General features: G+C 63.9%; 8 protein-coding genes. 5 read left to right on the plus strand and 3 right to left on the minus strand.

Annotated elements, in window-relative coordinates:
• Positions 1-253: 253 nt before the first annotated feature.
• The 5 genes from AC3WOH_RS21485 (at position 254) to AC3WOH_RS21505 (ending at position 6,769) form a co-directional block, all read left to right on the plus strand.
• Positions 254-1,717, plus strand: a complete 1,464-nt coding sequence (locus AC3WOH_RS21485) for an RCC1 domain-containing protein (RefSeq protein ID WP_492231358.1) — start codon at positions 254-256, stop codon at positions 1,715-1,717.
• A 59-nt stretch (positions 1,718-1,776) separates the two neighbouring features.
• The gene (locus AC3WOH_RS21490; protein WP_492231360.1) at positions 1,777-3,228 is read left to right on the plus strand and encodes an RCC1 domain-containing protein; all 1,452 of its coding nucleotides are present in this window, start codon (positions 1,777-1,779) and stop codon (positions 3,226-3,228) included.
• 84 nt (positions 3,229-3,312) lie between these two features.
• A complete protein-coding gene (locus AC3WOH_RS21495; RefSeq protein ID WP_492231361.1) occupies positions 3,313-4,746 on the plus strand; it encodes an RCC1 domain-containing protein in 1,434 nt (477 codons plus the stop codon).
• A gap of 47 nt (positions 4,747-4,793) precedes the next feature.
• Positions 4,794-6,248: an RCC1 domain-containing protein gene (locus AC3WOH_RS21500; RefSeq protein WP_492231362.1), complete on the plus strand. Its 1,455-nt coding sequence runs from the start codon at positions 4,794-4,796 to the stop codon at positions 6,246-6,248.
• Positions 6,249-6,430: 182 nt separating this feature from the next.
• Positions 6,431-6,769, plus strand: coding sequence for a hypothetical protein (locus AC3WOH_RS21505; RefSeq protein ID WP_492231363.1), 339 nt, complete (start codon positions 6,431-6,433; stop codon positions 6,767-6,769).
• Positions 6,770-6,889: 120 nt separating this feature from the next.
• Here AC3WOH_RS21505 and AC3WOH_RS21510 read toward each other — a convergent pair whose 3' ends face one another.
• The 3 genes from AC3WOH_RS21510 to AC3WOH_RS21520 all read right to left on the minus strand — a co-directional run bounded on the left by AC3WOH_RS21510 (position 6,890) and on the right by AC3WOH_RS21520 (position 15,157).
• Positions 6,890-7,768, minus strand: a complete 879-nt coding sequence (locus tag AC3WOH_RS21510; protein WP_492231364.1) for an alpha/beta fold hydrolase — start codon at positions 7,766-7,768, stop codon at positions 6,890-6,892.
• 59 nt (positions 7,769-7,827) lie between these two features.
• Positions 7,828-10,497, minus strand: a complete 2,670-nt coding sequence (locus tag AC3WOH_RS21515; protein ID WP_492231365.1) for an RCC1 domain-containing protein — start codon at positions 10,495-10,497, stop codon at positions 7,828-7,830.
• A 448-nt stretch (positions 10,498-10,945) separates the two neighbouring features.
• Positions 10,946-15,157, minus strand: coding sequence for a radical SAM protein (locus AC3WOH_RS21520; protein WP_492231366.1), 4,212 nt, complete (start codon positions 15,155-15,157; stop codon positions 10,946-10,948).
• Positions 15,158-15,200: the final 43 nt, after the last annotated feature.

Raw genomic sequence — 15,200 nt, forward strand, 5'->3', positions numbered from 1 at the left:
TCCTTGCGTGTGCAAGGGCACACGCTGCGTCACGCGCCTAGATTGGCACGCCGGCAAGGGCCTTCGCGACCCCGAAATCAGTGTGAACAGGCCCTGGAGAGGCCCCCTGCTGATCGCAAAAAAACACACCAGATTTCAGGGGGGAGAGATTGCCACCATGGCGTGCCCACCGTTCGCTGCGAACGGCCATTCCGAAGAGGGAGATGGCCGATGTTCCGCAGGCCCGACCCCTATTTTTAGAAGGCATTTTCAGATGACCATCCTTGCGCATTGTGCGAGCCACCGCCTGCGGGCCACCCTGTCCCGCCGCCTGGCATCCCTGGCCTTTCAATGCGGGCTGCTGCTCGCCCTGGTGGCGGGCATGGGCAGTAGCGTGCACGCCGCCACGGTGGTGCACATGGCCACGGGCTATGCCAACTCCGCCGCCGTGCTCAGCGATGGCACGCTGTGGGCCTGGGGCGACAACCAGTATGGGCAGGTGGGCAATGGCACCACGGTGGGTGCCGACCGACCCGTGCAGATCGGCAGCGGCTTTGCCAAGGTGGCAGTGGGCGGCACGTACATGGTGGGCCTCAAGCCCGATGGCAGCCTGTGGATGTGGGGCTCGGTGCAGCTGAAAAACCAGATCCTGAATGAAACCCGGCCGGTGCAGGTGGGCAGCGGCTTTGCGCAGCTGATGAACTCGGACACCGCCAGCAAGGCCGATGGCGCTGTCTGGTACTGGGGCCACATGAAGAGGCTCATCAAGGCGAGTGCTGGTGGCGACGACATGCTCGACCGGCTGCCACCCGGCTACGTGCAGATGCACAACAACCGCTACAACGTGTTGCTCATGCTGGGAGACGGCGCCATACAGTTTCTTTTTGTGCCCTGGGACTACTCGGCCATGATCAGCATGGGCAGCTGGATGGGCGGCTACGGCAGCGATGGCCCGGTGGACCGTGGTTTTGTGCAGCTGGCCTTGGGCAACTACTCGGCCGCAGGCGTGAAGGAGGATGGAACCCTTTGGCAATGGTACGGGCCCGATGCCCCCGTGCTGGTGGGCGGCGGTTACCGCCAGGTCGCCAAAGGTAGCGGTCACACGCTGGCGCTGAAAGCCGATGGCACGGCCTGGGCCTGGGGCGCCAGCAACTACTGGGGCGAACTGGGCAATGGCACCCGCACCGAGAGCGTCAACCCGCAGTCCCTTGGCGGTGGGTACACACAGGTGGCGGCCGCTGGCGAGCACTCCCTGGCACTCACCACCAACGGCACGCTCCTGGCCTGGGGCCGCAACCGCGCAGGGCAACTGGGCGTGGGGCAGGCGGGGCAGGACCAACTCTCGCCGCTGCCCGTGGTGTTCGAAGGCGCGGCTGCACCGGGCCTGGGCTCCATGGTGGCCACCGGCACCCTGACGCGCCTGACGCTGTCTGCCCACCTGCGCATCCCACCCGAGCACCTCGGCGCCCAGGGCAACCCTTACCTCGTGGCGATCACGCCCGACGGCACCATGTACACCTACTCGGCGCCCAATTTCGAGCGCCTCAACCCGGCCAACCCGCTGCCCTGGGCCGACCGCCTGCAAAACACATCGTCCATGCTGTTTGCAAACCAGAACCTGACCCACCTGTCGGGCACTGCGTTTTTCATCGGCTATGGCCTGGGCGCGACCCCTGCCGAGAGCCTGGGTGACATGTTCAACAGCTACCGCTACCAGCGGGTCTACGACATCCAATAACTCAATAGGTCGATAGCCGGTAGCTGCTTCGCCCATACGTTCAAAGAGAGGGTTTTCCGATGGAATTTTTGTTGAATGGTGCGAGCCACCGTTTGCGGGCCACCCTGTCCCGCCGCCTGGCCTCCCTGGCTTTCCAATGCGGGCTGCTGCTCGCCCTGGTGGCGGGCCTGGGCAGCGTGCACGCCGCCACGGTGGTGCACATGGCCACGAGCTACACCAACTCCGCGGCGGTGCTCAGCGACGGAACGCTCTGGACCTGGGGCGACAACGAGAGCGGGCAGTTGGGCAATGGCTCCATGGTGAGTGCGGACAGACCCGTGCAGATCGGCAGCGGCTTCGCCCAGGTGGCCGTGGGTAGACCCTACATGGTGGGCCTCAAGACCGATGGCACCTTGTGGATGTGGGGCTCGGTGCAGCTGAGAAACCAGACCTTGAACGAAACCCGGCCGGTGCAGGTGGGCAGTGGCTTTGCGCGGCTGATGACCTCGGACACCGCCAGCAAGACAGACGGCTCCATCTGGTACTGGGGCCATGCGAAAACACTCTTCAACGCGAGTGCCGGTGGCGACAGGCTGGACCTGCTGCCATCCGGCTACCTGCAGATGGTCAACAATGCCGTCAAGAACGTGTTGTTCGTGCTGGGAGACGGCGCCATACAGTCTCTTCATGTGCACTTGAACCCCTCGGACATGTACTCTGGCTGGAGGGACGGCTACGGCAGCGCCGGCCCGGTGGACCGTGGTTTTGTGCAGGTTGCCTTGGGCTCCCGCTCGGCTGCGGGCGTGAAGGAGGATGGAACCCTGTGGCAATGGAAAGACAGCGAAGTCCCCATGCTGGTGGGCGGTGGCTATCGCCAGGTCGCCAAAGGTGCCGTCCACACGCTGGCGCTGAAGGCCGATGGCACGGCCTGGGCCTGGGGCGACAACCTGTGGGGCCAACTGGGCAATGCCACTCTCACGGGCAGCGAAAGCCCGCAGCCCCTTGGAGGCGGGTATGCACAGGTGGCGGCAGCCGGCGGTCACTCCCTGGCACTCACCACCAACGGCACGCTCCTGGCCTGGGGCAACAACAACGCAGGGCAACTGGGTGTGGGGCCGGTGGGACAAAAGCAAGTTTCGCCGCAGCCCGTGGTGTTTGAAGGCGCGGCCGCACCGGGCCTGGGCACCATGGTGGCCACGGGTAGCCTGACGCGCCTGACGCTGTCTGCGCACGTACAGATCAAACCCGAGCACCTCGGCGCCCAGGGCAACCCGTACCTCGTGGCGATCACGCCCGACGGCACCATGTACACCTACTCGGCGCCCAATTTCGAGCGCCTCAACCCGGCCAACCCGCTGGCCTGGGCCGAGCGCCTGCAGAACACATCGTCCCTGCTGTTTGTGAACCAGGACCTGACCCACCTGTCGGGCACCGCCTTTTTCATCGGCTATGGGTTGGGCGCCACCCCCGCCGAGAGCCTGGGTGACATGTTCAACAGCTATCGCTACCAGCGGATCTACGACATTCAATAAATGGCCGGTAGCCGGTAGCTTCACCAGTACTTTCAAAGAGAGGGTTTTCCGATGAGATTCTTATCGTCTTCTGCGCGGCATCGCTTGCGATCCATCGTCTCCCGCCGCCTGGCATCCCTGGCCTTGCAATGCGGTCTGCTGCTCGCCCTGGTGGCGGGCATGGGCAGCGTGCACGCCGCCACGGTGGTGCAGATGGCCACGGGCTCGAATAGCTCCGCAGCGGTGCTCAGCGACGGAACGCTGTGGACCTGGGGCAACGGCCGGTATGGGCAGTTGGGCACTGGCTCCACGGTCAGTGCAGACAAGCCTGTGCAGATCGGCAGCGGTTTCGCCCAGGTTGCCGTGGGCAATTTGCACATGGTGGGCCTCAAGACCGATGGCACCTTGTGGATGTGGGGCGTTGTGGGGACGGCGAGAGCCCAGGAGCTGGCCGTAACCCAGCCGGTGCAGGTGGGCAGTGGCTTTGCGCAGCTGATGACCGCGGAAACCGCCAGGAAGACAGACGGCTCCTTCTGGTACTGGGACAACATGAAAAATCTCTTCAACGGGAAGGCCGGTAGCGACGGCATACTGGACCGGGCGCCACCCGGCTACCGGCAGATGGTCAGTGGCCGCAACAACGCGTTGTTCGTGCTGGACGACGGCGCCATACGGTCTGTTTTCTTGAACGTGTACTCCGGGGACCTGTTCATCAACCCGGGCTGGGAGGGCGGCTACGGCAACGCCGGCCCGGTGGACCGTGGTTTCGTGCAGGTGGCCTTGGGCTCCCGCTCGGCCGCGGGCGTGAAAGATGATGGAACCCTCTGGCAATGGAAAGAGCGCGAAGCCCCCGTGCTGGTGGGCGGCGGCTATCGCCAGGTCGCCAAGGGGTACAGCCACACGGTGGCGCTGAAGGCCGATGGCACGGCCTGGGCCTGGGGCTCCAATGCAAAGGGCCAACTGGGCAATGGCACCCTCACCAACACGGAAACCCCGCAACCGCTGGGCGCCGGGTATGCACAGGTCGCGGCATCCGACTCGCACTCCCTGGCACTCACCACCGACGGCACGCTCCTGGCCTGGGGCAACAACGACTATGGGCAACTGGGTGTGGGGCCGGTGGGGCCATCGCAATCGTCGCCGGTGCGCGTGGTGTTCGAGGGCGCGGGTGCATCGGGGCTGGGCACCATGGTGGCCATCGGCACCCGCACCCGCCTGACGCTGACCGCGTACGTGGAGATCAAGCCCGAACACCTGGCCACTGGCGCCAAGGGCAACCCCTACCTCGTGGCGATCACGCCCGACGGCACCATGTACACCTACGCGGTGCCCAATTTCGACCGCCTCAACCCGGCCAACCCGCTGGCCTGGGCCGACCGCCTGCAAAACACATCGTCCGTGCTGTTTGTGAACCAGGACCTGACCCACCTGTCGGGCACCGCCTTTTTCATCGGCTACGGACTGGGCGCGACCCCCGCCGAGAGCCTGGGCGACATGCTCAACAGCTACCGCTACAAGCGGGTCTACGACATTCCATAAGTAGCCGGTAGCCGCTTCGCCCATACGTTCAAAGAGAGGGTTTTCCGATGGGATTTTTGTCGAATGGTGCGCGCCACCGCATGCGGGCCACCCTGTCCCGCCGCCTGGCATCCCTGGCCTTGCACTGCGGGCTGCTGCTCGCCCTGGTGGCCGGCATGGGCAACGTGCACGCCGCCACCGTGGTGCACATGGCCACGGGCGCTGCCAACTCCGCCGCCGTGCTCAGCGACGGAACGCTGTGGACCTGGGGCGACAACCAGAGCGGGCAGTTGGGCAATGGCTCCATGGTCAGTGCCGACAAGCCCGTGCAGATCGGCAGCGGCTTCGCCCAGGTGGCCGTGGGCGGTACCTACATGGTGGGCCTCAAGACCGATGGCAGCTTGTGGATGTGGGGCTCGGTGCAGCTGAGAAACCAGACCCTGAACGAAGCCCGGCCGGTGCAGGTCGGCAGTGGCTTTGCGCAGCTGATGACCTCGGACACCGCCAGCAAGACAGACGGCTCCATCTGGTACTGGGGCCATGTGAAGAAACTCTTCAACTCAGGTGCCGGTGACGACAGGCTGGACCAACTGCCACCCGCCTACCTGCAGATGGTCAATACCCGCAACAACGTGTTGTTCGTGCTGCAAGGCGGCTCCATACAGGCCAAATATGTGGACCTGGACTACAACGACGCGGTCAGGTGGCTCAAATGGAATGGCGGCTACGGCTTCGCCGGCCCGGTGGACAGCGGTTTCGTGCAGGTGGCCTTGGCCCCCTTCTCGGCTGCCGGCGTGAAGGGGGATGGAACCCTCTGGCAATGGAGCTTGGGCCAAGGCCCCACGCAGGTGGGTGGCGGCTATCGCCAGGTCGCCAAAGGTGGGCTCCACACGGTGGCATTGAAGGCCGATGGCACGGCATGGGCCTGGGGCTCCAACTCCATGGGCCAACTGGGCAATGCCACCCGCACCGACAACCCCAGCCCGCAACCGCTTGGCGCGGGGTATGCACGGGTCGCGGCATCCGCCGAGCACTCCCTTGCACTCACCACCGGCGGCACGCTCCTGGCCTGGGGTCGCAACGACCGGGGGCAACTGGGTGTGGGGGCGGTGGGGCAGGAGCAACTCTCGCCGGTGCCCGTGGTCTTCGAAGGCGCGGCTGCACCGGGCCTGGGCACCATGGTGGCCACGGGCAGCCTGACGCGCCTGACGCTGTCTGCGCACGTGCAGATCAAACCCGAGCACCTCGGCGCCAAGGGCAACCCCTACCTCGTGGCGATCACGCCCGACGGCACCATGTACACCTACTCGGCGCCCAATTTCGAGCGCCTCAACCCGGCCAACCCGCTGGCCTGGGCCGAGCGCCTGCAAAACACGTCGTCCCTGCTGTTCGTGAACCAGGACCTGACCCACCTGTCGGGCACCGCCTTTTTCATCGGCTATGGGTTGGGTGCCACCCCCGCCGAGAGCCTGGGCGACATGTTCAACAGCTACCGCTACCAGCGGATCTACGACATTCAATAAATAGCCGGTAGCTTGTAGCTCCCAAGACAACGCCCGCCCTTACCGGTGGGCGTTTTCGTTGTTGCCTCTTCACGCGCTGGCCTACCCACTCAACCAAGCACCCAAGCACCCACCTTGGCCTTGCACGCGATGCCGTGCGCAGGGGGGTGCAAGGCCCGTTAGACTGCGGCGACGAACGAACCATGCACAACCACGCCACCCCCTTCTCCGCAGCCATCGCGGGCTTTGTCCTGGGGTTCGGCCTGGTGTGCCATGAGGAGCTGGGGCTGCCCTCCTTCTTGCGCGCATCGGCGTGGGGCGGTGCCCTCGAAATTGGTGCGGCAGTGCTTGGCTTCGCCATGTTCTACCTGTTCGTTTTTGGCATTCATGCCCCGTTCGAGCGCACCTGGTTTCTGGACCGGGAGGAAAGCAAGCGGCACCACGCGATGAGCCAGCGCATGCTGGTTGCCTTCCTGGCAGCCGGGGTGGGGGGATTGGTGGCCCTGCCGCTGTGCGCGATGCTGCGCCTGCTGGTCCGATAAGGCGCGCCGGCAGCCTGCCTGCCCCTTCGCGGCCCCAGCCGATGAACCCGCGCAGCCCCTCCAGGCGGCTCGCCCCGGGTCAGCTACGGGCCACCCACCCTGCGCCGCGCAGGGCCCTTGTCACGCAGCGTGGGCGCGCAGCCAGGCAACGATGTCGGCCGTCACCTCGTCGCGGTTCGTCTCGTTGAGGATTTCGTGGCGGGCGGCCGGGTACAGCTTCACCGTCACATCGGCAATGCCGGCATCGCGGTAGCGCTGGCCCAGCAGCTCGATCAGCGCACCGCCACCGGCCAGCGGATCGGCGTCGCCCGAGGCAATGAGGAGGGGCAGGTCACGGCGGATGCCGGCCAGCAACGCGGGGTCTGCCAGCCGGGCGGCGGGGGCGAAGAGCGAGGGGATCACATCGCCCGGCACCTCCCACCCGCACCAGGGGTCGGCCACATAGGCATCGACCTCGGCCTCGTCGCGCGACAGCCATTCGTACCCCGTGCGGTGCGCAAAGCCTGCATTGAAAGCCGCCAGCCCTGCCGGCGCATCGGCCGGGGCATTGGCCATGGCCGCGGCCAGCGCATCGAGCGCGGTGGAGCCCGAGAGAACGGCCCCCGCCCATGTCGATGCGTGGTCCAGCAGCGCGGCCTGCGCTGCAAACGAACCCATCGAATGCGCAAACAGAAACACCGGCAGGCCGCCATGCTGCGCGCGCAGCGCCGACCCGTACTGGGCCACATCGGCAATCAGCCCGCCGAAACCCGCAGCACCGAAGTCGCCCAGGCGATCCCCGCCGGTACGCCCGTGCCCCCGGTGGTCGACCGCGTGCACCACAAACCCCGCCGCATTGAGCTGCTGGGCAAAGCGGTCATAGCGCGCGCCATGCTCGGCCAACCCGTGGGCAATCTGCACCACCCCGGCCGGCTGGCCCGCAACGTGGGCCCAGGTGTAGGTCGCCACCTGGGTGCCGTCGGCGTTGGAGAGGAAGGAAGCGGTGGATGTGGTGCTCATGCTTTCATTCTGACATGCAGGGGGCTGCAACGACGCCAGAAGAGTTTTGTTAGCCGCTCTCAATACACCGGCCACGGCAGCCCCAGGTCGGGCCCCAGCTCCAGCACCTCGCGAAAGCGCCCTGCGCGCAGCATCTCGTCCACATCGCTGCCGTAGCCGATGAACAGGCGCAGCCCCTCCAGGCCCGGGCCGTCCAGGCGCGGCAGCAGGGTGAGCGGGGCGGACTGCGCCTCGCCCGTGAGCTGCAGATTGCTGGCCGCAGCCGGCACCGGCCAGCCCAGCGGGCTCCAGTGGCCTTGCGCGTCGAGCTGCAGCCAGGTGCTGCCCGGGCGCGGCACGCCCAGGGTGGCCAGGGCGTACAGGTTGGCGCTGGCCGGCGTGCCGGCGCTGCCGAACACCTCGCCCTTGAAGGCCAGGCTGCGCGGGCTGCCCGCCAGCTCCATGTTCACGCCAAACGGCGGGCGCCGGGCATCGGTGGTGGCGGCCGTGGTGGGCACGTTGGGCGTGGCGGGGGCCAGGTCCAGCTCACCCCGGCCGGCCTCGCCCGCCACGGGCACGGGCTCGGCCGTGCTGGCGTAGGCGCCCGTGCCCAGCTGCCCATAGCGGCCCTGGCCCAGGGCCCACACCGTGCCATCGGCCAGGCGCAGGTGCACCGAGCCGCCGCGCTGATTGAAGATGCTGGTGAGCTGCTTGTCCTCGTCCATGCCCATCGACACCGCCACGATGGGCGCATGCATGCGCAGGCGCCGGCCCAGGTGGTTGTTGAACAGCTTGCCATAGCACTGGGCCGTGCCGTCTTGCAGCACCGCGCAGGCGTTGAATTCGCCGCCGTGGATGGACACCGCCTTGCCCGGCATGGGCAGCACCCTGGGCTCCATCACCAGCCAGTCGGCCACGGGCAGCGCGCCGCCATCCACCCCGGCGATGCCGCTGTTCATGCGCTGGCCCCAGAACCACACCTGGCCCGCTGCATCCAGCGCGTACGAGGCGCCATACGCATCATCCACCGTGGCCACCTGCACGATGGTGGCGGGCAGGCCCAGCACCTTGCGCGGCGTGCGCAGCCATGCAAACGCGTCCTGGCTCAATGGGTTGGTGCCCGCCGGCAGGTAGCCCGCGCCGCCGCTGCTGCCAATGCGCCACACCGAGCCATCCACCCCCAAAATGAGCCCGTGGCCATTGCCGCCCACCGCCACATCGCGCGCCAGCGGCATGCCCGGCGACGATTCGCCCACGATCACCGGGCGCATGTGCATCGGGGGGTACACGCCCCAGCCGCCCGAACTCCACACCTTGCCATCGGCATCCACCGCCAGCCACTGGCCCAGCGCCGTGGCCAGCTTCTTGATGGGCACCGGCAGCGCCATGGGCGTGGGCACCTGCAGGGGCTGGCTGGCAACAAAGCCAGCGCTCGGGTCGTACCGCGTGGCGCCATTGCCCCAGGCAAAAATGCGCCCATCCTGCAACAGCACATGGCTGCCCGTGCCGCTGGCGTGCACACTGGCCGCGGGCCCTGGCAAGCCCACCCGGCGCGGGCTGGCCGACGACTCCAGCTCACCCCCCGCCGGCATGGCCAGGTGCAGGCCCGAGTTGGAGCCCTGGGCATACAGCTTGCCATCGCGCGTGATGTACATGGCCACCGAGGTCAGGCCCAGCGACTCCGTGCCCGAGCCGCTGGCATCCACCACGTTGGTGGCCAGCTTCTCCAGCGACACCTGCCAGCCCGGTGGTTCGCTCGGGTTCACATAGCGCCAGCGCCACAGGTCGCCCTCGGCCGTCCAGCCCAGGTAGCCATCGCCGCCGTGCACCGTCGTCTTGATCTGCACGCCGTTGCGCACCAGCTCCGGGTGCATCGTGCTGCGGTAGGGGTCGAACGGGTCGTACGCATTGGTGGCACTGGCGGCCAGGCGCACCGGCGGGCAATCGGTCTTTGGCGGTGGCGGCAGCGAGGTCTGGCTGCGGTACACCGGGTCGGTGCCCCAGGTCCACCGCGAGCCATCGGCCGCCTTGCCCGTGATGCGCGAGGCGGGCACCTCGCGCGGCACATAGCCGTTGCGGTCTGCCACCGGGGCCGACGCCGCCACCGACACATCCACCAGCGGCGGCACATCGCGCATGGCCACCGGCTGCGCCGTGTACGCGGCCGATGCGGCGCACGCCACCCCCTCGCCCCACGACCAGACCACGCCCTGCTCGTCCAGCGCCACCGTGGTGCGCGCACTGTGAATGATGCGCGCCAGCCGCGCCGGCACCCGCGCGGCCGCAGCGCGCTGGGGCACGGTCGCATCCACCCCCGTGGGCAAGGGCCCCCACCACCAGGGCTGGCCGTCCTTGTCGATCACGAACGAAGGCGCCCATTCCCCGCCGTTGGCGATGAACGTTGCCCCGCGAAAAATGATTTGCGGCGTGGGCCGGTCCGCCCGCGTGCCATCGCCCAGCTCGCCGCGCACATTGCGGCCCCAGGTCCACACATTGCCCTCGGCATCCAGCACCAGCGCCGTGGTGCGGCTGGTGCGCACCATCGTGGCCTTGGCCGGCAGCGCAATCTCACGCGCCGTGGCGGCAAACACCGTGCGCCCCTGGCCCAGCTGCGCCTGCCGGTTGTCGCCCCATGCCAGCACGCTGCCATCGGCCTGCAGCGCCAGGCCGTGGCGGGCGCCGGTGGAGAGGGTCTGGGCGTGGGTCGTGGTGTGGAAGGCGGGCAGGGGGGCTGCGCAGAGGAGCAGCAAGGCGGGGGCGAGCAGGTGCTGCCGCTGCTGCCTCCATGCGCGGGCCCAAGCCCGGGTGGGGGCGTTGGGGTGTTGTTGTTGTTGTTGAACTACCGGCTGCGGCAATCGCCTTGCCGGGGTGCTTGCTGTTGCTGTCTGCATGGCCTCGCCTCTCTGTAGAACTATCTCGGTGTTGTGGAGGCCATTGTGGGGGTGGGGTGGAGACTGGGCGGTGACGGGGGTCACGTGGGGGTGGGCTTTGCGTAAGAGACTTTGGATGCTTTGTGGCTTCCGTTTTCAATGCTGGCGTTCAGGCGTGTGGTGAGCGAAGAGCTTCGGCTGCAGATACAAGTCCAGCGCTTTTGCTCACAGTGTCAGGCGCACGTTGAAAGCGAATGAAAGGCCGCGATCCCGTGAGGATCGATAGGGCGCTACCGCGCATCGCCATTCAGTGGTGCGGATAAAAAACCTAGTATCCGGCAGCGACCAGCTCCCTGAAGTCCTCGACAAATTCAGGCCGCAGGTAGAATTTTCGATACGCTTTTTCTACCAATCCAAAGAACTCGTTTGGATGCTGCCAAGTGACACTTTCCAGGCGTTCCTTGGCATATCCTTCTTGTGCGTGATAGTCGTTGTACTTCACAAGGTCATCGAACCTAAACCCCATTTTGGCAAGCTTTTTATAGACATGACGCTCAATGGCGTTTGCGGGTTCAACTAATTTGCGCGCCGTCTTTAAATTGGTAGCTTTGCTGATAGTCGAGAAAGCGTCGTCCCATCCAGCCAGCAATTGGTCGTAGTCAAGCAGGCTTGCCGTCACGGGATGCCCGATCTTCCGAACTTTGCGTAGTTCTTTCTGCGCATCAACGAAATCCTTATAGAGCGCGAAGTACGCCAGACTGGCCCCGGATTCCATGGCGAAGGAGATGGTGCGCTCAGTAGACTGAGCGGTTTCTTTGTGTCCGCCTATGATGAAATATGCTTTGGTGAAGATATTGGCGCTCCGAAGGCGTTTGAAGAGTTGTTGGATCGCAGCGTTCGTGAACTCTCGGCCCCCGGCCTTGAGGGAGTATCGGTTGTCGGCGTCTCCGGATTCAACGCCGAACGCCAGCATGTTGCAGCCCGCTTCAGCAAGTACGCGCACGAAGCCACCCGTCTCCCCGAACGCCTCGTATGCGGCGAAGTCTTCCAAGCGAAATATGCCCCGCCAGCTAAGCTTTCCGTCAAGTTCGTCGCGAATCTCTTTCAACCCCGCAAGAAACCTAACTGCCCAGGCCTTGCCCTCCTCCTGCCGAACACCGCTGCTGTTATAAGGTGAGGCGATCTGGGGCAGCAAGTTGTCGTCGATAAACTGGATGCGAAGGTCGCGGTACCGCTTGGCTAGTTGGCTAACCTCATCAAGAACTGACTCGACGTCGCGCCGCCGCTCACCATGGCTGAGGGGGCGCCGCTCCGTACAGAAACTGCAACTCCAATCGCAACCTTTGGACATCACGATGTGTGCCTCGTGGACGCCTCCCTTCATGTTGCGAGTTCGAGCTGGTTCGTACTGACCACTAGGCCCCGAATAGAGGCGGCGATCCACATTGACCTTCATCCAGCCCTCGTCTCTTGTAAGATTGTTCCCTTCACTCGAAGCGCTCGAATTGGGGTCTGCGACATCCCTTAGCGTAATGATTGTGCTTCGGGGGTTTATCACCAACCCCTCGCTCGCCGGCCACGGATCTGGCGACTTGAGCGCATCCACAAGCAACTGCAAGTTTCTGACTGCATCGTTGGAGATGGCAAAGTCCCAGTTCGTTAGATCGTTTTCCTCTAGGGCAGAAAAGCGCCACCCATCGAGATTCGCTGCCGGTCCTCCAACCACCAAAACGGGCCGCTGCGTCGCTGCACGGATCTGGGTCAACATTTGGCGTGTAGACCTGACAGTGCTGAATACTGTGTTGAAGCCGATTAGGTCAAAGGTCTTCGCACGGCTGACGATTTCATCAGCAAGCTCTGGAAATCGATGGCAATCCACTAGATGCACGTCGTGCCCGAGTCGAGACAGGTGGGTGGCGAGGAGGCCTAGACCGAGCGGCGGTGTGCTGGTTTTCGATGCCGCTCGTCCAGTAGGGGCGACGGAGATCGGGGGCAGTACAAGCAATACACGCTTGACGCTGCCTGCTGCCCGAGTCCTTGCGTCTTCGACTTCAGGGTGCATCGTCCGGGAAAACCGGCTGAGTTCTGTTGTTATTGCAGGGCCGAACAACTCGCGTGAAACAGGGAAATCCGTCAGCGTAAAACGAGTGAGTTGTTGGTGCTGATCGCGAGGCGCGGCGAGTTCATCGCGATAGTGATTGATGAATTCGCGCATAAGCCACGGATGGCCATCATCTTTGCTTACGGCCATGTCCACGATGCGTCCTAGACTGGCGCAAAGCTTACTTTCTCCGCTCAAGTCAGTTTCTAGGGCATGCAGCCGCGCTCGCAAAGTGGGCGAAAATGCTAGATTGAGCGCAGCCCAGCGAATCGCCTCTTCCTCGTCGTTTGCCATTGCTTCAAGTACGGCTTCAATCTTTTCGCATGGCAGCGCAACCGTTACCATACCTGCGACGAGGCGCTTATCTCCACGCCATGCGCGAGTTATCGCATTCTTATGGCTTAAATCTCTGAAGAATCCTATCGGTTGGTCAATAGACTGCCGCGAGATATCAGGCTTTAGGCTAGAAATGGCTAGCATCGCCGGTGCCAGGTCCGGCGAGTCTTCAAGGGCACGTCTGCTGTCGAAAGGCCGCATGAGTGCACGCTCACATCGACTAATCTCAGCCTCAAATGCAGTGTTACCCTCGATGGGCATGAGTTGGCGGAGGCCAGGATGAACCGCAGTTAGTCGTGCAATACGGATAACCAAGGCCGCATCTACTTTCAGGTACTGGCGTAATGGCGATAGAAAGCTCACCGCCAACTCGTCAGCGCCACTTTCGAATTCGTAAGAAAAGCGGCAGACATAGAACAACAACTCGCGTCGCAGGAAGCCATCGTTGAATATGGCTTTGCACATCTGGCTAGATAGCGTTGATACAAAATCGCTGAATGTCTTGGCAATTTTCGATGCTGCAGCGAGGTATCGCCAGCTTAGATCCAAGAAGACGGTATCCGCGATCTGGGAAGCGCCGTGTGTTGCCCGCGTATTCAGAGAGGCCTCAACTGCGCTGCCGATGGCCAGTAGATCGTCTTTCAGCGTGCGAAGCTCTCGCATCGTTGCCTTGCCGCTTACGTCGCTGAAGTAGTTAAGAGCTGAGCACACCAAAGCCCAGTTTTGCTCAACCTTCCCTGCTCGGCAAGCGGCTAGGGCCTCGAGTACAACGCCCGCGCTGGCCACGCTGTCGCCAAACTTCACGGCAAGCTCGGCTGCCTTTTGGCGTTGATGCCAATCCGCAGAATCCGCCCATGGCCATTTGAATGGCGCGATCAATTCTTTTGCACATCGCTCCCATGTGAAGTGCCGTTGAATTCGCAACGCGAGCGCGAGTGCGGCCTTTTTCCGCGCTGGGTAGTCCTCAACTACCTTTTGTAGCGCGACGGACAGAGCGTCCACATCGGATGGGTTGGGCATACCTGCGGGTGCCCCACCGGACAATTGAACTGCCTCGACGCTGAGAAAGTCGGCGTCCGCTAGAGTTGTTCGCAATTGATCAATCAGCAATGCGAGTCCCGACTGGCTTGAGCACACTAGCGGCACGCCGGCGCAGATCGCCTCCCAACCTGTGAGACCAAAACCCTCGTGCCATGACGGCATGATCGCAACATCGGATCGGGCCAGATGCTCGTACACCTCATCCTGTCTTTCTGAAAACGGGATAGCCTCAATGACGAACTTCGCATCTTGCAGTGCTTCCCTCTTCAGCAGATTTAAAAGATCCTCATCCTTCGCAGGGTCCACGCCGCAGGCGTAGAAATTGCCACGCGTTGTCCAGCGGCTTGTCTGTCCAGTCTTGCGCATGGATTCGTAAGCGGCGATGACGGCCCGGACACTTAGCACACCGTTTTTGATCGTGTCGTCTTCCAAGCCAAGTCGACCGCCGACGTAGAACGTGAGCGAATTTTTTTTCTCAGGCTCGGGTTGGATATCCGCTGCGCCTGGGGTTAAGGCGATCACACGATCGTTGTGCTCGCTACGAGCGCTCTGGAAGCTGTTCGCAAGAAGTGGTCCCACAGCGAAGGCGTGGTCAGAGTTCGCGACAATCTCGCGTTGGTCACGCGACTTGTTCAAGACTTCGGTGAGTGCTTGACCTTTACGGCGGGCGTACTCGATGTAGGACATGTGGCTGATCACCGCCGACCGCACTTGCATGCTGCGCGGCCATCGGCCTTTCAGCTGCTTCGCACACTCAATTGCCAAAGTGCCAGTATGAATGTCGTGGCCGATAACGAGAATCTCTTCAATGTCTCTCAGTGACAGCTCCTCGACTTGCTTGAAAACGAGATCTGTGATGGAAACCAAGTCCCATTTTTCGGGTCTCAGTAGCTTAGCCTTGGTGTCTGGCTCAGTTGGTGGCACCTCCTCCACCACGCAAAAGCACTGGCCAGGTTTCGGCAGGATGCTCGCAAAACCCTGCGTTAAACCTGTATTGAATACGTTGATGCCACCAAGGGCGCTGCCCCAGCGAGTAGCAATGCAGACCACGACGTAGGCCATTTTCTCCCCCCTTTTTTGTCGATCCGAGCTACCTCGTTCGACG

Source organism: Acidovorax sp. FW305-C-20-28, assembly GCF_058783375.1.

Coding starts and splice junctions, on each gene's coding strand:
- AC3WOH_RS21500 (WP_492231362.1), top strand. CDS start 4,794: ATGGGATTTTTGTCGAATGGTGCGCGCCACCGCATGCGGGCCACCCTG.
- AC3WOH_RS21510 (WP_492231364.1), bottom strand. CDS start 7,768: ATGAGCACCACATCCACCGCTTCCTTCCTCTCCAACGCCGACGGCACC.
- AC3WOH_RS21490 (WP_492231360.1), top strand. CDS start 1,777: ATGGAATTTTTGTTGAATGGTGCGAGCCACCGTTTGCGGGCCACCCTG.
- AC3WOH_RS21485 (WP_492231358.1), top strand. CDS start 254: ATGACCATCCTTGCGCATTGTGCGAGCCACCGCCTGCGGGCCACCCTG.
- AC3WOH_RS21505 (WP_492231363.1), top strand. CDS start 6,431: ATGCACAACCACGCCACCCCCTTCTCCGCAGCCATCGCGGGCTTTGTC.
- AC3WOH_RS21520 (WP_492231366.1), bottom strand. CDS start 15,157: ATGGCCTACGTCGTGGTCTGCATTGCTACTCGCTGGGGCAGCGCCCTT.